The sequence below is a fragment of the Vibrio sp. genome (genome assembly GCF_050299255.1).
In the GTDB taxonomy this organism is placed as follows: Bacteria; Pseudomonadota; Gammaproteobacteria; order Enterobacterales; family Vibrionaceae; genus Vibrio.
Genome location: NZ_JBNKVP010000036.1, coordinates 16882 through 35634 on the forward strand (window position 1 = coordinate 16882; position 18753 = coordinate 35634).

The window sequence follows — 18753 nt, forward strand, 5'->3', positions numbered from 1 at the left end:
TGAAGACTATTTACCTGTACGGTCTAACCAATGACTCGGGACTTTTACCGCCACTACCGTGCTGGTGCAGCACAACTCCCCTTCTGACCAGAGCTCACAGGTTAGCGTGATCTTGTTATCGGCAACCTCATTGATGGTTGCTTGCAGTCTCACATCCTTATCAATCGGCACGGGCTTGAGATATTGCACGGTCAGGGTACCGGTCGCATACCAGACGATGTCACCGGTGCCTATCTCGCGGCCTGAAAGCTGATAGCCTTTCGCTATGGCAGTACAGATACAGTGGCAGTCGATAACGGTGGAAATAATACCACCATTCAAAAATTGGACTGGTCCGGCGCTGTGGTGCGCTGCAGGTGTAAAGGTGCACACCGACTCATTCTCGCCACTCCAGTAGCTTTTTATTTGCAACCCATTGGGGTTACACGGCCCGCAGCCAAAGCAATGGTTGTTGGGGATTTGGTCCTGAATAGCTGGTTGTTGATTCATGAAAATCCTTTTTCTCTAGTGCTGTTCAAAATAGTCGTCGCTTAAGCTGCGAACACGGGTATTTAAGACACTAATAGTATGTTTAACCCCTCGCCGGATGATGGCGGCTGGAAATACTGGTTAACATGACGGAACACTTCTTCAGTATCAAACTGCGCCCGGTGCGGTTGCTCGGTGCGTCGATGAGCGATATGCAGCAGACACTTCTTGTCTGACACACCCAGGTACCAGAGCTGATGGTCACAACCAACTTCTGCACACAACTGCTTGTACCAGGCTCTCTGAGCGGGTGTATTGCCTAGAAAATCCATTACCACATCGGTACCCGTGTGAAGAATACGCTGAACAAGCAGTTTAACAAACGGCTTTATGGTCGCTGAATAGGTCAGGTAATCATCAAACGTATGAATTTGATCGGGGTAATGAGCAGAGAGCCACTCATCTTCGGAAATCAGCACCGCATCTCTTTCCACCGCGATACGCTTGGCGCTGGTCGATTTGCCAGCCCCCATTTTGCCACAGAAAAATATCAGAGTTCCTAAATGGTCCATATTCACCTCGACCTCCATGTTCCGTCGTCCTACTTAACACGCGACAAGTTATGCCGGGTTCCACACCTTTTTTATGCAGTGAGTGTTAAACCCGGCTGAAATACAGTTTCTGCTGCTCACCGAATCCTGAATGACATCAGTTAACAGCATTTCAATTCCGAAAGTTTTCGCTTCCTGGATCCGGGCATTCAGCAGTGCAGTCTGACAGCCTTGCCCTCGGTACTGTGGCTGAGTAAATGCGTTGGCCAGAGTCGCGATTCGTCCATCAATAAACATAGTGGCCCAGCCAGCCGGTTTTCCATTTATCAACGCCACAAAACAACGGAACTGATCCGTACAGTAATATGAACGTTTGATTTGCCAAACCTGCGGCGAACACTTTAAGCCTGAGCTTTCAAGCAGCGCCAGAAAGTCATCCGCTCTGTCTGCGCCCCATTGCTCAACCTGTATCGAGTTCAGGCTGTCTTGTACCGTGTTAACCTGCTCAACCGGCATCCAGAGAAACTGATGGTAAAATGCCAGGCGATAACCCCGGCTTGCCAGGTATTGGTTGATGCTGTCGCTTTCTGCCCATGATTCAATACTGATTTCTGGCATATACTCTGGCCCATACAGGCTTAACGCATCACTAAGCTGCTCACGGGTACAAGGCGCGTGCATCACCACCTGGTTGTCATACCGACGAGTTTTGTCGATAAATGCGGTAAAACGGTCTGATTCGATTATGTCCAGTTCACTCGGTAGAAGAGTCGACAAAGTGCGCTGATTGTTAAAACGAAAGTAAGATTTAAATGCATCTCTTGCCGTACGATTTTCCATTAATCCCTCAATATTGACTGCCATAACCAGGGTATTTACCCAGGGAGGTATAAACCATCAATTAATAACTACACTGAGCGGTAAGGTGGTAAAAAAATAACCTATAGTTAAGCAGACCCGGCCCTTTTATAATGCGCACTCAAAGTAATAATTGTCACTTTTTGGATTGTTGTTTTTTCTTTATATGCTCAACGTGAACAATCAAGGTGTCAACTGTCTCTTTCAATAAATCCAGTTCATCGATATCCAGGTCACCTAACTGTTCAAGGTTATATTCAATCGTATCAATTATTCTCTTGTGAGGCCGTTGCATTGGCCGCATAAAATAGGTGGTTACTGTCGCGACTATGGTGCCAAAAAACACCATAGAACCGATGATGATCCATATACCACCAACAAATTTAGCCGAACCTGACAACGGCATATCGGCGATACCCGCAGTAGAAAATGCAGCAATTCCCCAGTACAACGCATCACCATAAGAATGAATAGATGTGCCTGCTACGCCCAATTCAAAGTAGTACAGACCATAGGAGAACAGCAACCAAAGCACTACCTGCAGTGCCACCATCTCAACAAACGGTGTATGCACAGTGATATCCTTCAAAAACCGCTTAAATCTCGCATGGTTTGGCGCTCGTGACATGACTGATACCATCTAAATGAAATCAACAAATCTAGTATAGCCATACTTCACAACTGGTTGTGACGATTAACCCAACCGGATTAAAGCAGAATCATGGTGCTAAGTTTATCGTGGCTCAGTAAAAATCGGCAACGACCTATTAAGCTGCGGAAAGCGCCCTTTGTTTCGGGATCAAGACAAATAAAGCCGAGCTGATCACCAGCAATATGCCGCAGATTACCCAGTTGTATTGAATACCATATTGCTCCGAGATATAGCCGAACAGCAACGAAGAAATAACCGCGCCGAAGGTCATGATGAAAGAGCTGACTGACAACATGGTCGAGCGCTGTTTTTCTTTGGTATTGTCATTGAGCAGAACCCGCTCTGAGCTGTTGCCAACGGTAAATAGAAAGAAAAACGCCAGGTAATAAACGGCAAAAGAATAGATATCGTCACTAAACGCCAGCGCGATAAAAACCAGCCCGGACATAGTGCGGGTAGTAAACATCAACATTCGGTGCGACCCGGAAAACAGACGTAACAAGCGAACCGAAAATAGCGATGATGCACTCGACATCAAGAAGTATAACGCAGTAATAATGCCAAAGATGGATACACCATAATCGCCATTACTGATAATGGCCGATAAGAAAGGTTGCCAGTAGTTCTCAATACTGCTCAATACCAGGCCATACACTAGCATGGTTTGCATCAGCCGCTTTAACACATCATGACTCAGCGACTCCCGGACGACAGCCGTACTATGAGCGAGTATGCCAGTCTGTTGATGGTCTGCCGCAGAATGCTGCTCTGCGGGCTTATCATCAATGATTAGCCAGGTAACGAACATCAGTACTAGGTTCGCTATGGCGATAACAATAATATTCAGATCATAGATGCTGGTCAGCGCCAACGAGGATTCAACTACGTAATCAGGTAACCATCCTCCTATCAAAGCGCCTAATGCGAGTCCAAGCGTAACCAGAACATTGACCTTTGCTATTGCTTGATGATAGGTCAACCCACCCTGGGCGGAATTGAAGCGGTCGTAAAACCAGGCGTCCAACGTCCCGGAATAGATCGCACGAGCACCGCCTAGCAAAAAAGCCGAGAGCATCAGCGTGTATACGTCTGCTGCAAAATAGAGCGCAATACAGCCGAAGATATTCACCACTAACGACCATAAGTAGGTATTTTTTCTGCCGTATTTATCCGCCACCCCACCAAGCGGGATTTCCAGCATTGCGGTACTGCCGACCCAGGTCGCCATCACCAGACCAATCTGCTGCAGGTTGAGTCCTTTTGACTGAAAAATAAGCACCAGCACAGGAATAGCGACACCATTGATAGTCCAGTGTAGTCCCTGTTGGCTGGCATATACCCGAAGCAATTTATGTCTGTTCACTCAACACCTACTCTTTATCCCACAAGCTGTGTTTGCGCTATTGACGCCCAGACACGGTTAGCCTGCTGGCAATCCGTCATCAACTAAATTTTTGATAATATCGCGGTGATAATCAGCCCGAGGCCAATCCCAGCGATCAGTGATCCAACGAATGCCAAAGCGGAAAACTTTAATAAGATCAGCCCGACACCGAGCCCAAGCAGCGTACCACCGCCAATCGCCCAACTGGACTTATCACTGGCCTGATTATTGTCACTCATCGTTTGCACCCTCATTAGTTGTATTTGCACTGCTACCACTGGCAGTAATAGCACAAAACCTAACATTTCGGGGTAAGCCATAAGTCAGCAACTGTAGAACGCCAGACTAAAGCACCCTATGTAACTAGTCAAAACAACGTTTATGTTGTGGGGGTAAAAAACACGATAGAGCGCCAGCTGAGGGAGAATGTTAATCAAAGACGCTCTATCGTGAAAGGGGGGATGGGGAGCTAATTAGTGAGTTAATTCAAGTTCAACACGAGGTTGTGCGGCAGGTTCTTTCACCACTTGAGTTCCGGCGGTACCCGCCAGGGACTCCAATGCCAAAGTTAAGTCGCCGACTACACCCGTCGAGCCAGGAGTCGTTTCAACATAGTCTACGATTGCGTCCACTTTAGGTTGCATAGAGCCTTTATCAAATTGGTACTGTTTTAAGGCTTCACAACTAACCGTATCCAGTTTGAACTGATCAGGCTGTCCCCAGTTAATGAAGATGCCGTCGCCATCAGTAAGGATTAGAAAATAGTCAGCGGATATTTCACGGGATAGCAGAGATGCAGTCGCATCTTTATCAATCACACAATCCACGTTATTGATCTCACCACCAGCTTCAGCAACAGGGATACCACCACCACCGCAGCAAATGACGATATTATCCTGTTCTAACGCCTGTTTAATCGCCTTACTTTCGCGCACTTTCTTGGGCTTTGGTGATGCGACGACTCGTCGATAGTACTGACCATCAGCTCGAATTTCCCAGTTGTATTGCTCAGCCAGTTTCAGCGCTTCTTCATGGCTGTATACCTGGCCGATGAACTTAGTCGGGTCATCAAACTCTGGGCCATTAGCATCAACCTCAACATGGGTAAGGATAGAAACAATATCCTTATTGGCACGCTTACGCAGTTCCTGCACCAGCATGGTGGCGATCATCCCTTGAGTTTCGGCAACCAGGCAGCTCAATGGGTATGAAGGTACCGACTGTTGGAATGCTTCATTCTGCTGGCTCAGTAACCCTACTTGCGGACCGTTACCGTGCACGATGGCCACTCGGTAATGTTCGCTTAATTTGGCAATAGATTCAGCGGCCAAAGCCACGCTGCTCAATTGGTTTTCGTATGATGGGACTTGCCCACGACGTAGTAGTGCATTGCCACCTAAGGCAATAACAATAGTTGGTTTCATAAATCACCTGTTAGTCGATATATTGGAACGCGATAGCAATACCTAGTAGCGTATCTCGTCCCGATGTATGTCCGTGTTGAATAAACTGCTTAATAGCCTGTTCGACGGTTTTACTGTCGTATTTAAACGATGAAATCAGTTTGAGGAGAGGGTAAGAAAACTCTCCGTGCATAGCGTGAATAATAAAACTTTTACTCACAGTCGTTGTTTGAGCACTCAAATCCGTTTCTGCCAATGCCTTGGTTAACGGGTCCAAATAGTCCTTGCATCGATCCTGGCAGAATAGCGTAGCCAACAAGCCCACTAACACATCATCAAAGCTGGGAGTAAGCCCCTGTCCTAGCCCAATGTGTTGCACAACCTGCCGCGCAGTAATGAGGGTTGGCGTCTTCAGGTACTCAGCAATCGAATCAATCGGCGGTAACAGCTGATTGAGCATGTATTCGTTGCTGCAGCCAAACCCATTTACCTCAACACCCACATTGGAAAAAATGGACGCATCTTTAAAGCCACACGAGGTGGGTCGGACTTTGAGTACGATTCCCCTATTCGACGGAATAATTCGACAGCGTTCCATCAACAAAGAGTTGAGACTATCCACTGAGAATTTTTCTGCCTGAAGACAGGTAGAACGCACGTATTCAAAATCTGCCGGTCGAAACGCAATCCCAAACGGGCTCAGGTATTGCAAAGAAGGATGAAAAGACACTAACTGGCCAAACTGATTGATCAGATTCACGGCCTTGTCATGACTGCTAAACAACTGGTACTCACCCCGGAATTCCAGAGTCGAGGATGCAGCTTGTGGAAAGATCGTCACCATAGTGCCTCACCAAGGGCAGCCGCAATAAGGCTGCCCTAGCTTTAGAGCTTAATTATGCGTCAACTTCTTTGGCCAGTGCTTCCAGTGCACCTTCAAAGCAGCCTAGTGGCGCACGAACTGTACCAGCACCCACCTGGCCGATACCGGCTTCTTTGTGTGCGATACCGGTATTGATCAGCGGCGTAATACCCGTTTCCACTACGCGTCGAATGTCCAAGCCCACACATGCCCCTTTGAAATCCCAAGTTGGGATTTGCAGCATTTCGTTGTTGTCGAGATAGATCTCACTCATCTCTTCAGAGGTATCCAACGCTGCGTCAAAACCACCTGCACCTACAAATCGAGTCACGCCAGGTGCCGCTATCATTGCTGCGCCACCAACACCGAATGCTTCTGTGATGGCACTATCACCGATGTCTGAGTTTGCATCCTCTTGTGAATAACCGGTAAAGAACAGACCTTGCGGAGTATTCACTGGCGCGGTGAACCAACGATCACCCAGACCACTCACCCGAATACCAAAATCTTTACCGTTACGTGTTAGTGCTGTCACGATAGAACCTTTACCAATCGAGGCTGCTGCATCCATTACCGCTTTACAGTAAGCCATAGTCAGGTTCAGGAAGAATTGATCGGTTGCGCTCAAAAACTCCAGCACTTTGGTAATTGCCGCCATGTCACGTTGCTGGCTGGCAATATGTGGGGCCAGTTTTTTCGCTAGCAGAGCCGAGGCAGCGATATTCCGTTGGTGGAACTCATCACCCATCGTAATTGCTTGTGCCATGATTGCCGTCAGATCCAGGCCACCTTCGAACTGGCTTAACGCTTCGTCCAGCATGGGAGCAAACTCATCACGCATCCAACGCAGACGGGCCTGAACATCATCTCCATAGGCACCGAATCGCATCACTTTACCGATGCCTTCGTTCAGGTTGCAGTAAGCAACGTTGCCATGCTCAGTGTTTTTCACCACAATGACCGGCATGGTGGCAGAGGTTATTCCGCCCATTGGTCCTACAGCATTAGCATGGTGACAAGGTGTGAACTTCACTTCACCCTGGCTCAGCATTGCAACCGCTTCTTCTTCAGTGCTAGCCCAACCTTCATACAGGCTGGCACCGATACAAGCGCCTTTCATTGGCCCTGTCATGTCGTGCCACTCAATAGGAGGACCGGCGTGAAGCAAAGTCCGGCCTTCGTTTAGTTGTGGAATCACTTCTTTTGCTGGTTTAACCCCAAGCCAAAACGGCTTTGCCGCCTTAATTTTTGCAATTACTTCTTGGTTCGCTTGGTTAATATCGTATTTCATTTTGTTTCACCTAATTAAGAAAGTTTGTTCAACAGTTCAGCCAAATGTGCATTGCCACCCGCGACAGGGGCCCAGCGATAGTGGATCGCTTGCGCGTCACAGCTCAGAAGATCATCGGCAAAGCCACTGAGACCAATGTTGATGATTTGAGGTTTTTGCAATAGATAGTGCGCTTCACCTTGGGCCGGCGGAGTCGGATTGCATGAAAGCAGAATCGCACTCAACGCCACCGCCTCTGGTACGGTACTGACGACTTTGATATTTGCCGCTTCAAGTACCGCAACTTGCTCTGATCGGGATTGAGGATCGTCATGAGTACCGGTTACCGTCGCGACCACGGCAAATGGCGCATCACGCAGTTCACGCAACTCTGTGACGGCTTCAACTACCGCCTGCGCCGGTTCGGCATGTCCACCAAAGCCCAAAACCACATCCAGCAGTAAAACACCAAATGCTTGGTCTTTCAGAGCCAGGATCTGGTCTGAACGCGTCGAAGGATCGATCATCGGGTGTGGCCGGCCGATCGTGTAGGCATCATCCCCAAGGTCGATAATCAGATGCCCTTGGTCATTGAGCATTTCGCCATTGGGGTGAGTCGCCGATACCTGTAAGCCAAACTGCTCTGCAACCAGCATTGCCGATTCGGCCGCCAGCGTGCCGCCAGTGTATAAGCCGCGTACGGTTTTGTTGCTGAGCGCTTCGCCACCAATTGATTCAATATATTCCGTTGCTTGTACAACCTGACATGCAATTTTGGCCGCCTGATCCAGGGTGTAAGCCAAATGCACATTTCCGATCTGAGATTGTTCTGGTTTATCACCTAAGAAAATAGCAACAACTGGCTTAGACAGCTCCTGCATGCACGCCAGGATCTCTTCGCGCACACTGGCCGCAGGCGGCTTGGAGACAAACGCAATCACCTTAGTCTCAGGATCTTCATCAAGGATTTTTAGTGCTGATTTGGCACTGATTCCGCCTATGTCAGCAGACAAATCCCGACCACCCAGTCCAAGAGCGTGTGTGATGCCGCTTCCCAGCAAAGCAATTTGCGAGCACACTTCCTGGATACCGGTTCCCGATGCCCCTACGATGCCGATGGGGCCTTTTGGCATTTTGTTAGCAAATGCCAGTGGAATACCTGATATATACGCTGTACCACAATCTGGCCCCATCACCAGCAGGCCTTTCTCTTGCGCAGTGAGTTTTAACTGACGCTCTTGCTCAGTAGGAACATTGTCAGAAAACAACATGACATTGAGGCCGTATTCCAACGCCTTGTTCGCAGTCTCAGCGGCATATTCACCTGCCACAGAGATAAGCGCCAAGTTGGCTTCCGGCAGAATTTGCCTTGCTCTGGTCCAACTACGTACAGTAGGAAGAGATTTGCCTTTAGCGCCACTGGCAATGCTGGCGAGCTCTTGATCCAGATGCTCTGCGACTTCGTCTAAAGCTGCTTGCGCATCTTTTTCATTATCAACATCAACCGCAATACAAATGTCATTCGGCGTTGCGAGTTCAAACATTGAATGCCACATGCCAGTAGAAAGGAACAAATCTTTATTTGCTGGCGTCCCCATCATGACAGAAACCAGGTTAACCGATTCTAGTCCAGATAATTTTTTTGAAATAATCATCAAACTGACAGAATCTTGAAAACAGTTTGATTTTATAAATCCAATAATCATTTTTGCCTCAATTACATTATGTTATTTTGTGTGTTTCTGCTTACTGGCGAGCTGGCTTCTCTTTAATACCTGCAAATGAAATCAAACCAATGACCAATAACACAGCAGATAAATAGAAACTCGCAGCCAAGCTTCCTGTCATATCCGTCATTAATCCTGCTAAAGTTGGTGCAATAATTGATGAACTCATGCCGATGAAATTAAACAAACCAAAAGCAGATGAATATTGTGATGGTTTTACACTATCAGCCACAGATGCCACCAGAATTGGATCCAATGCCAGTTTACCTACTAAGCCGTATACGCAAATCGCGGTAATTACTAGTGGCATAGTTGGCAGATAAGCAATACAAGAAATACTGATAATTGCAGCAACTAATAAAGGAATAGCTACAATTTTACGTTTACCAATCCGGTCAGAAATTGTCGACCACAGCAGTGCACCTGGAATAGAAACCCAAGCAACCAGCGAGGAGATAAAGCCAATCTCACTACCTGCGATATCACGTTCAGACTGCAAGTAATATGGTAACCAAGTTAAAATTACAAAGAAGCCGAATAGCGAACAGAAAACGGTGACATAAACACGTAATAGGTTTTTGTCTTTAATTAGTTCAAAGAAATTGGTTTTTTCTGCTGCATTTTCCGATTTGGCAGTGTTTTTCTTTTCCTTAACAAAGAACCAGATCAATAGGCCGACAACAATAGTGGGTACCGCCATCACGTAGAAAGGCATGCGCCAGCTAAACCCTAAGTCATACACTAACCAACTGGCCACCATAAATCCGCCGGCCGTACCTACCGCCATACCTGAGTTGATAATCGCGGTACCAAAAGAGCGTTTTTCTTCGGGAATCTGTTCGCTAGACAAACCATATTGCGGCCCATAATAGGTACCTTCACCTGCTCCTGTCGCGCCTCGTGCAAATAAAAGCGCACCAAACGATTTGGCCATCCCAGAGACCGCAGTAAAGATTCCGAAGAATATAAACCCTGGAACCAACACTTTTTTCTTACCAATTTTGTCACCCAGAATTCCTGAAGGTACTTGAAGTGCCGCATAAACAAAGAAGAAAGCTGAGTTAATCAGACCTAACTGAGTGTTACTTAATGAAAATTCACTTTGAATATCTCCCATAACCGGGTTAAGAATAGTTCGGTCAGCATACATAAATACCCAACCTAACCAAAACATACCCACGGTAACCCACCATGCTGGTATTCCAACTTTACTCGCTGGAGATTTATTTACTATTTCTTGACTCATAATCCATATCATCCACGTTATTGAACCTGCCCCTATTAAGTCGCAATAACTTAAATATTGAAAGTGACGTAAATCACCATATTTTAATTGTTTAATTTTTTTAAATAAGTCGGACAACCCAGATTAAATAGATTCAAATCAAATTATTTTAATTTTTTAAACATAAAGCGGTTCTGAGTTTTATTTTTTTAAAACAGGGCGAAGTTCAACTGTTAACTTATTGATATAAAAGAGGTTAAAGGATTTTTAATTATAAGGGCAATTTGATTTTAATTTGTTAATCATCAAATTTTCTCCGGGTTAAAGTTGTTATAATTCCCTATCAACACTGCAACTGGGTAATATCGTGAGACGTATATTTTTCAACATAAAATGCTATTTGCTATTATTGCCCTTCATCACCATATTCAGTTCAGGCACATATGCTGTTGAAACAATAAGGTTTCATCATGATATGGCTATTGATAGCGCCCTACATAAAGGAGCTGTAATATTTCAGCAGCAGGTTGAAAATCTGAGTAATGGCGAAATGCGCGTTGAGATTTATCCGGCAAATAGCCTGGGTGATGACCAATATTCGACAGAATTATTGCAAATCGGTATTATTCACGCTGCCGTCATCCCTACTTCTAAACTGGCCAACTTCGTACCCAGCCTTAAGGCGTTGGATTATCCTTATCTTTTCTCTGACAAAGCACATGCATACAAAACGCTAGACGGAACTGCCGGGCAGATGTTTAACGACAACATGCAAAGCAAAGGAATGGTCGGGTTTGGCTTTTGGGAATCCGGGTTTAAGCAATTGACCTGCAATAACGTAGTCCAAAACGCAACAGACGGTGAACCATTATTGAAGAATGTGTCAGTACGCATCATGGCCAGTGAAATTTTAGAGCAACAATATAAAACCATTGGTGCCCTGCCACTTGTGATCCCGTTTAGCGAAATTTACGTCTCGTTACAACACGGCATTACCCGTTGCCAGGAAAACCCTTTGGTTTCCATTGCAAAAATGCGCTTATACGAAGTGCAGAATGAATTAGTCCTTAGTAATCATGGCTATCTTGCTTACGCATTTATTGTTTCACAGCGCTGGTTCTCCGGCTTAACCGAACAACAGCAGCAAATTTTGCAACAGGCTGAACAGATCGCCAGACAACAACAGCGCGCGTTATCCTCACAGCTGGAAGACGACTATTTGCAGGAGATCATCACTTCAGGGAATACCAAGCTTTACTCCAGCAGCGGCATGCAAGAAATCAGATCGAAATTACAACATCTGCCCGTGCAGGAGAGCTTGCAACCCATAGTCAGAAAGATTAGAGAGAACTAATGACATGAATCTAAACGGAATCAGAATGATACTCGGTGGGCTTATGTTGTGTTTGAGTCTGCTGCTAACGCTGGAAGTGGTCCTGCGATCGGTGTTTGGGACCTCCCTTACCTGGTCGTATGAGATTGCTCGTACCATGATGATATGGATGGTTTATCTGGGAGGTGTGTTATTAGCTTTGGATAAACGTTCCATCAAAATTACGCTATTGGAGGATAAATACCCGACACTGGGCAAAATTAATCACGCCATCATGTGGGTAACACACCTCACAGTAGGATTGATATCCGTGAATTTTCTGTCCCTGATTATCCCCTATGCTCGCAGCTCATCAACAACCGGATTACCGATATGGATTAACTATTTAATTATTCCTGCGGCCTTTTTTGCCATGTTGCTCAGTAAACCATCTCATCAGGCGGAGGACATATGCTGATTGCGCTTCTCATTATATTGCTTATTGCTCTGATCATTATGGGTACTCCGATTTACGGTGCAATTTTGTTTTCGTCCCTGCTGTATATCGTGCTACGCCAGGACATTTATCCAGAAATCGTGATTCAACAGCTTTACAGCGGTATCGACAAATACTCATTACTGGCAATACCGCTGTACATCTTTGCCGGTAACATCATTGCGTCATCCTGCATTGGTAAAAAGATCATTCAATTTATGCAGCAGCTATTTGGCCACTTTAATGGTGGTATGGCCATTTCTACGGTATTGAGTTCGATGTTCTTTTCACTGATTAGTGGCTCTGCGCCTGCCACGGTATTAACGGTTGGTCGGATTTCAACTCAATCCATGCTGGAAAGTGGTTACAACAAAAATTTCACCCTGGGACTGATTATTAGTACCGGCTCACTTGGTATTGTTATCCCACCTAGCATATTTCTGATCGTGTATGGTGTAGTGACAGGTGCTTCTGTCCAGGCTTTGTTTCTCTACGGGGCGATTGGAGGGTTTATTTTTGGCGGGTTATTCCTTCTTTGTACCATCGCTTACGCCATCATAATGCGCTACCCGAAAAAGCCATGGCCTTCATTGCGAACAGTACTGAATCAACTGCTCGACTCAGCTCCATCATTACTGCTTCCCAGTATTGTCATCGTCGGTATTTCCACTGGTATCACCAGTCCGACAGAGGCCGGAGTCATTATCATCGCCTACGGGCTATTTTTGAGTTGTGTGCTGTACAAAGATCTTACGTTACGACAGGTTTATCATATCGCAGTCGAATCAGCGCTGACCTGTAGCCAGATAATGGTCATCATGGCGGCGGCAAGCTTGCTAGGATGGTTAGTAGCGGAAAGTAATGTTCTGGAGTTTGTATCCATGATCTGCGAGCAATTTGATGGCTACATTATTCCTTTGCTTTTGCTTAACCTCATGTTTTTGCTACTAGGTATGCTGATTGACGTGACGTCACTCGCCGTCATACTAAGCGGCGTCATTATTGCCATTAGCCAGAGTTTGGGCATATCCCTGGTCGCCATCGGTGTCATTATGGCTATAACTGGTGCCATTGGTATGTTTACTCCCCCGTTTGGCTTGAGCCTGTTTGTCGCCCAGGAAATTGGTGGAAAAAGCTACACTCATACCGTTCAGGCTTTAAAGCCATTTTATCTGATGTCTGGATTTGCTTTACTGCTGGTCAATGTCATCATCATCACACTGGTATAACTACCAAGGACACCCCATGCTTAATTTGGACTTAGAGTCGGTACGCACGTTTTTAACCGTGGCTAAATGTCAATCTTTCAACGAGGCGGCGAAACTCATTCATCGCTCCACGGCGACCGTCACTTATCGAATTAAATCATTAGAGAAAGAGTTTGGCGTCGAACTGATCAACCGCAGCACGCGTAGTTTTAAACTTACTCCTGAAGGAGAATATCTACAGCACCGCCTCGAGGTTCTATTTAATGATTTTATGGGTCTGAGCTCCGACATAGAACAGATCAAAAACAACATTGAACATTCGGTTGGGATAGCGATAAATGAACTGCTATACGATCGCTTCGCCATTACCAAGCTGACCCAATATTTGCATAACAAATACCCAAAAACGGAGTTTCGATTTCTTCGCGAAGTGTATAACGGAGTATGGGGCTCACTACTGAGTGAAGACTCTCAATTCGCCATTGGTACTCCTGGTTGGCATCCGATCAGCAATGATCTCCAATCCGTCAGTATGGGGGAGATGAGCTGGATGTTCGTCGCCGCCCCGACTCACCCAGTCAGTCATATTCACAAGGCCTTGTCGGACGACGATCTACGCGGCTACACCGCCATTAACGTAGAAGATACCAGTCGCCACCTGGTTCGGCGTAAAGCTTGGTTACTTAAAGGTCAACAGGAACTACTGGTCCCAGACTTTGAAACAAAAATCCAAATGCACACCCAAGGTATCGGAGTCGGTTATCTACCCCATACTATAGCTACACGGTTACTCAACTCCGGCCAGTTAATTACGCGTACGACAGCAAATCCACGTGGCCGCTCGCCCATGTCTATAAGCTGGCGTAAAGATGCCAGCGGGCAAATAGTTAACGAACTGAAGCAAATGGTGGCCCAGGATCATCCGTTGATGGCGCCGTTTTACGCCAATATTGATAAACCGAGCCATTAACTTATTGTACCCCCGGCAGACCAAAGCACCATATGTAACAAGCGAAAATGACATTGGTGCTTTGGACGCATTTCCACCCGTCAGTCTTGCACTATTTTAGCTCCGCACTTTTCACAGATAAGGTGGCGAGAAAACTCATCCATAGATGCGACAAATGCCCCTAGTGCCCAGCCTTTTATGACACCCGCAATAAATTCTTTAAACTTTTGGTTTTTTGACCCCTTAAAAGGGCTCTCTTTTCTAACCAAAACAACAATGTGTTGTGTTTCTACACCACATGTAGGACAAAAATGTACTTCTTTCTTTGCGGACATAGACTCTGCCATTTTAAATTTTAGAGCCAACCAACCAGTAATAAATGTCAGCACGAAACAAAACCTCTGATTTGCTGACTGTCGTTGACGCTAGAACATTAGATTTACATTAATACTGCTCCGCTATAGCCAGCAGCTTAAAAGTGGTATCGTCCACCTATATAGCCACTACTAAAGATAATATTGGTGTTACTAACTTCAACATGGGAGGAGCGGTACCCCAGAACTAGATTGATAGCGTGGTTTATTTCCATTCCAAGCTCTATCCCCAGTTGATATCCCGCTTCAGACTTTGACTCTGAGACTTGGTACGCGGGTGAATGTGCGTCGAGGTCGATGCTGCCTACACCGCCTAACAATGATAAGTAAACGTCAGCAAAGTCGTATTCAACTATAAATCTGGGTTTTACATTAACGAATAATCCACGCCCCGAAACATCCAATTCATCCAGATATTTTATTTTTCCTAGTTGGCGATACTCAGCTTCCAATCCGAGTTTTACTAAGCGATGTGAATTGATTTCGTAGCCAGCAACAAGGTTATATCCTGCATGCCCGAAGTTACTGGTTTCCTCAATTGAAGAGCCGTGCGCCGTTAGCTTTGTTTTATTTGCAAAAGCAAAATCTACACCAACGTAAACAGGCCTATCTGATTTATGTAGATTATGATCTGCACTTTCAAATGCAGCATGTACATCTGCCGTAAAAATAGCAACAGCGGCAACAGGGAGACAACTTAATTTCATAAACAACCTTGAAAATTTAAGCCTAACAAGATGCTGATATCTTGAGTAATTAACTATTGAGTTTGATAGACGTCTTGATGGAAATCTCTACCAATTTGACCAAATAAGCTGTTCTAATTGAACACAGCCAAGCCCACTTACACAACAAAAAAGAAGATCAACTCAGCAGCATGTAATAAAAACGGTTTCGCTATCACAGGACAAGTTGATCCAAACTGATAGCTTTGAAAGTAATTGGACAGGTGTTTGATTCAAAAAATAAATTACGCCGTTTACTTACTCCTAACTTGTTGACTTGTCTCCATAACAAGTAGAGCCGGACATATCAATGAAAGACGCATTTAAATCAAAACGGAGTGTCAATGCCTGTGCTACCTTTACTGCAGATTAAATTGCAGTCACGACAAATGAGTCATACAAACATTCAAGATACCATAGCAACATTCACTTCTATTGAGCAAGCTCTTGATTACTTTGAAATTAGCTATGACAGTAAGTTCATTAATGAATACCGGGTTCCGCTGGTGAAACGGTTCAATGGCAACCTGATTATCGCCAAACCAGAGGATTGGTTTGCGGCTCGTCGTGCACTCAAAAATGCCTACTGCAAAATCCAGCGATCTCGCTTAGACAAACTGACCCGGCAAGCTTGTCGTGGCTGCACGACATGTGAGAGACGATAACCTATTTTTTACCGGTTATGTCAGATTGGTGATGTCGCCCAGGGATAAAGGCGATGGGAAGTTTTTCCTGCCTGAAAACAAAACACAGAGCTCTAGAGGCTCTGTGTTTTTTAATATGAATGGTGGTTTAGTGCCAACTATTTGTAGAACGCTTCCACTTCACCTTTGAGGGTGATCAACATTGGATTACCGTAACGATCTTTCGCTTTAGGAGAAGGGATTTTAACCCAACCTTCACTAATGCAATATTCTTCGACATCAGTACGCTCTTTTCCGTTAAGACGGATACCAATGTGATGTTCAAAACACTCCTCCACAAAGAATCGGCTGCGAGGATTGCCAGAAAGATGGTCTGGTAGAGTCGGTTTTGAGTTGTTTTCGCTCATTGTTATATGGCCTGAATTAGATAAGGAGCTGAGCATTTTAGACAATACTGGCCAAAGGCTCAACAACCATAAGCAAGGCAAGTCACTCACCTGAGAACTGGAGCCGCAAACGCCAGATATTGGGTTCGAACGGTCTGCGCTTTGCCGTTGCGACACTCGCGCCGTTTTGGTTCAGAAGGTATTGGCAACCGGAGGTGACAATAGAGTGTACTTCAGCCGCCTGTCTGTCCATCCGGAATAAGTGGAATCCAATACCTCGCGAGTGGATTCGCAAATACCTGACCCATTACTATCTTTTCAAACTTGCCACCATTGGCTTCGATGACCTTACGTGATGGTATATTATCCTCATCCGCGATGAGCAATGCCTTATCAAGCCCTAAAGCCCTGGCTTTTGGTAAAGCTAATTTGAGCATCAATTTGCCATAACCTTTGCCCCGATGCGATGGTGCAATGTCATACCCTATGTGCCCGGCTTCTAAAGACAGAAAGTCATTGTTGATATTATGTCGCACGCGAATTGCCCCAATAATAACTTTGTCAGAGTTCACTAACCAAAAATGGCTACATGGCACATAACCCTCACGTAAATTTACCCCGTTTGCTTCGTCAGACAATCGCTGAACATATTTTGAGAAATTCGATTCTCCCTCAAGGTAATAGTCTGAATTCTCAGCATCATTTAGAGCAAAGTCATTGTAAAATCGAAGAAATTCGGACTCGAGATCTACAGATGGCACCACTATTTCCATATTAATACCTCCTTAAGGTGTTATGGCGTATTACGTATGAAAGTAATAATTATTTGCAAAAACAGTTAAAAAGTGAATCAAAAATGCCACTTAAGGCAATTTCATCGTTAGCACTTTGTTATATAATTGACGCTCCTGATTTATGGCTCTTAAATAAACATATAAGAGTAATCCCCCGCATAATAATAAGGATATAACCATGAAAGCTACAACAACACTTATTTATGACACTCTAATGAGTCTCGCTAGCGAAGAACCTGAACACCATGCCCAAATTCGTCAAAATCTGTACCAGCAGCTGGATTTGCCTTTCGACAAACAATTGGAGCTCTATTCTTGTGCCCTAGGCCCCGCCAGTTCTGGAAAACTTGAAGATAGTGAAAGCATCAATAACGCAGTGGAGATCGCCGTTAAGCTACTGGAAACACCAGAGCGTTAATTAATACGAGCACTTCACCATGGCCCGACAACCCCAATCGGGCCATTTTTCATTCGGCCTACTACACAACACCCAGCTAATCATTCATATTACTGGTCTTCATTTGAGCCTTTACCAAAGCGGCAATATTTTTGGATTCAGGGGTATCAAGGGATATCAGGCCATCGACGACACCTTGCTGATTCACATCCGGTTGATTCTGGCTCAGTTTCCATTGGCCTACTCTTGAATTAACTTCGATCTCTACCCCTACAATCGCTGGCAGCATTTTCTGAATGTAATCTGCTGGCGCATCTGACATCGACCAGGGTTGTACTGAAGCCGCTTCATGCTCAGTAGTCAGTTTGTCAATTATGGTGTAAATCCGGTCTGGATCATGGATAAATGACAGCGAACCTTTGACGTGAACCACCACGTAGTCCCAAGTTGGAACGGCCCTGCCATGTTCCGCTTTTGTCGGATAATGGTTTGGAGACACATAGCAATTTGGTCCGTTAAATATGACCAGCACTTCTGCCCCAGATTGGACTTTTTTCCATATAGAATTGGCTTTGGCAATGTGAGCTTGCAAAAATAACCGTTCGTCCTCTTGCTCAACTATTACCGGAAGGTGAAAGGCCTCCAGCCCCTCATCTGTATGCAATACTACCGTGGCAAAAGGATACTGACGCATTGTTGCGACAAGCTCTTTGATATTGTCCTGCTGAAATTTCTTGGGTATATACATTTTACCTCCGAGTATGCCAACGCCAGATGAAAGGCAACGAATATGGCACTAGAGTTAACACACGTTTGATGAAATGCCTAATGTTGCGAGTCTTATGCGAACGCTTTAAAACGCCGGTAAAGCAATGCAGTATATGTTGATTAGGAACGTGAATAACGGATAGTCGGCTGTTTAGGCCTGACCAATTTTCTGGCCAGGCCTAGTAAAATCACTATTATGAGTGAACTGGTCTACAGTTATAACTTGATCAAGCGAAGACTCTTCAGCTCAGCGCCTTTTTTGACAAAGTTTATCTGCAAACAGTAAACACCTGCCTCTAG

The 18753-nt window shown here is 45.3% G+C and carries 22 protein-coding genes; 6 read left to right on the forward strand and 16 right to left on the reverse strand.

Annotated features, from left to right (window positions below):
* Positions 1-6: 6 nt before the first annotated feature.
* The 11 genes from ACQY6F_RS11170 to ACQY6F_RS11220 all read right to left on the reverse strand — a co-directional run bounded on the left by ACQY6F_RS11170 (position 7) and on the right by ACQY6F_RS11220 (position 10421).
* Positions 7-489, reverse strand: a complete 483-nt coding sequence (locus tag ACQY6F_RS11170; RefSeq protein WP_428774400.1) for a PaaI family thioesterase — start codon at positions 487-489, stop codon at positions 7-9.
* Between the two features lie 62 nt (positions 490-551).
* Entirely contained in the window at positions 552-1040 is a 489-nt protein-coding gene (locus ACQY6F_RS11175; RefSeq protein WP_428774402.1) for an AAA family ATPase, read from the reverse strand.
* A 48-nt stretch (positions 1041-1088) separates the two neighbouring features.
* On the reverse strand, positions 1089-1859 hold the full coding sequence (locus ACQY6F_RS11180; RefSeq protein WP_428774403.1) for a GNAT family N-acetyltransferase: 771 nt from the start codon (positions 1857-1859) through the stop codon (positions 1089-1091).
* 154 nt (positions 1860-2013) lie between these two features.
* Positions 2014-2451 (reverse strand): hypothetical protein, encoded by a 438-nt coding sequence (locus ACQY6F_RS11185; RefSeq protein WP_428774404.1) that lies wholly within the window; start codon positions 2449-2451, stop codon positions 2014-2016.
* 193 nt (positions 2452-2644) lie between these two features.
* Positions 2645-3892 carry an MFS transporter gene (locus ACQY6F_RS11190; RefSeq protein ID WP_428774405.1) on the reverse strand — a complete coding sequence of 416 codons (1248 nt, stop codon included), beginning with the start codon at positions 3890-3892 and terminating at the stop codon, positions 2645-2647.
* Between the two features lie 83 nt (positions 3893-3975).
* Positions 3976-4152, reverse strand: a complete 177-nt coding sequence (locus ACQY6F_RS11195) for a hypothetical protein (protein ID WP_428774407.1) — start codon at positions 4150-4152, stop codon at positions 3976-3978.
* 234 nt (positions 4153-4386) lie between these two features.
* Positions 4387-5337 (reverse strand): carbamate kinase, encoded by a 951-nt coding sequence (locus tag ACQY6F_RS11200; RefSeq protein WP_428774408.1) that lies wholly within the window; start codon positions 5335-5337, stop codon positions 4387-4389.
* 10 nt (positions 5338-5347) lie between these two features.
* The gene (locus tag ACQY6F_RS11205) at positions 5348-6160 is read right to left on the reverse strand and encodes a DUF2877 domain-containing protein (RefSeq protein ID WP_428774410.1); all 813 of its coding nucleotides are present in this window, start codon (positions 6158-6160) and stop codon (positions 5348-5350) included.
* A 52-nt stretch (positions 6161-6212) separates the two neighbouring features.
* Positions 6213-7469, reverse strand: coding sequence for a DUF1116 domain-containing protein (locus ACQY6F_RS11210; RefSeq protein WP_428774412.1), 1257 nt, complete (start codon positions 7467-7469; stop codon positions 6213-6215).
* Between the two features lie 14 nt (positions 7470-7483).
* Positions 7484-9154: an acyl-CoA synthetase FdrA gene (fdrA, locus tag ACQY6F_RS11215; RefSeq protein ID WP_428774413.1), complete on the reverse strand. Its 1671-nt coding sequence runs from the start codon at positions 9152-9154 to the stop codon at positions 7484-7486.
* Between the two features lie 40 nt (positions 9155-9194).
* Complete coding sequence (locus ACQY6F_RS11220) at positions 9195-10421, reverse strand: MFS transporter (protein ID WP_428774415.1); 1227 nt, start codon at positions 10419-10421, stop codon at positions 9195-9197.
* Positions 10422-10875: 454 nt separating this feature from the next.
* Between ACQY6F_RS11220 and ACQY6F_RS11225 the strand changes: the two genes are divergently transcribed.
* Genes ACQY6F_RS11225 through ACQY6F_RS11240 form a run of 4 tightly spaced genes read left to right on the forward strand, consistent with a single transcriptional unit; the run spans position 10876 to position 14386 of the window.
* Entirely contained in the window at positions 10876-11754 is an 879-nt protein-coding gene (locus ACQY6F_RS11225; protein WP_428774417.1) for a TRAP transporter substrate-binding protein, read from the forward strand.
* A 4-nt stretch (positions 11755-11758) separates the two neighbouring features.
* Positions 11759-12190 (forward strand): TRAP transporter small permease, encoded by a 432-nt coding sequence (locus ACQY6F_RS11230; RefSeq protein WP_428774418.1) that lies wholly within the window; start codon positions 11759-11761, stop codon positions 12188-12190.
* Complete coding sequence (locus ACQY6F_RS11235) at positions 12184-13437, forward strand: TRAP transporter large permease (RefSeq protein WP_428774419.1); 1254 nt, start codon at positions 12184-12186, stop codon at positions 13435-13437. Before ACQY6F_RS11230 ends, ACQY6F_RS11235 begins: the two co-directional genes overlap by 7 nt.
* Positions 13438-13453: 16 nt before the next feature.
* On the forward strand, positions 13454-14386 hold the full coding sequence (locus ACQY6F_RS11240; protein WP_428774420.1) for a LysR family transcriptional regulator: 933 nt from the start codon (positions 13454-13456) through the stop codon (positions 14384-14386).
* 80 nt (positions 14387-14466) lie between these two features.
* Here ACQY6F_RS11240 and ACQY6F_RS11245 read toward each other — a convergent pair whose 3' ends face one another.
* Entirely contained in the window at positions 14467-14700 is a 234-nt protein-coding gene (locus ACQY6F_RS11245) for a hypothetical protein (protein ID WP_428774428.1), read from the reverse strand.
* Between the two features lie 137 nt (positions 14701-14837).
* The gene (locus ACQY6F_RS11250) at positions 14838-15446 is read right to left on the reverse strand and encodes an outer membrane beta-barrel protein (protein WP_428774422.1); all 609 of its coding nucleotides are present in this window, start codon (positions 15444-15446) and stop codon (positions 14838-14840) included.
* 407 nt (positions 15447-15853) lie between these two features.
* Between ACQY6F_RS11250 and ACQY6F_RS11255 the strand changes: the two genes are divergently transcribed.
* Positions 15854-16129, forward strand: coding sequence for a nitrogenase-stabilizing/protective protein NifW (locus ACQY6F_RS11255; protein WP_428774429.1), 276 nt, complete (start codon positions 15854-15856; stop codon positions 16127-16129).
* A gap of 137 nt (positions 16130-16266) precedes the next feature.
* Here the strand turns inward: ACQY6F_RS11255 and ACQY6F_RS11260 are convergent, their stop codons facing one another.
* Positions 16267-16515, reverse strand: coding sequence for a DUF3297 family protein (locus ACQY6F_RS11260; RefSeq protein WP_428774423.1), 249 nt, complete (start codon positions 16513-16515; stop codon positions 16267-16269).
* Positions 16516-16727: 212 nt separating this feature from the next.
* Positions 16728-17267, reverse strand: a complete 540-nt coding sequence (locus tag ACQY6F_RS11265) for a GNAT family N-acetyltransferase (RefSeq protein ID WP_428774424.1) — start codon at positions 17265-17267, stop codon at positions 16728-16730.
* A gap of 199 nt (positions 17268-17466) precedes the next feature.
* On the opposite strand from ACQY6F_RS11265, the gene ACQY6F_RS11270 reads away from it, so the two are divergent.
* Positions 17467-17706, forward strand: a complete 240-nt coding sequence (locus ACQY6F_RS11270) for a PAS factor family protein (protein ID WP_428774425.1) — start codon at positions 17467-17469, stop codon at positions 17704-17706.
* A 76-nt stretch (positions 17707-17782) separates the two neighbouring features.
* Here the strand turns inward: ACQY6F_RS11270 and ACQY6F_RS11275 are convergent, their stop codons facing one another.
* Positions 17783-18433, reverse strand: coding sequence for an FMN-binding negative transcriptional regulator (locus ACQY6F_RS11275; RefSeq protein ID WP_428774426.1), 651 nt, complete (start codon positions 18431-18433; stop codon positions 17783-17785).
* Positions 18434-18753: the final 320 nt, after the last annotated feature.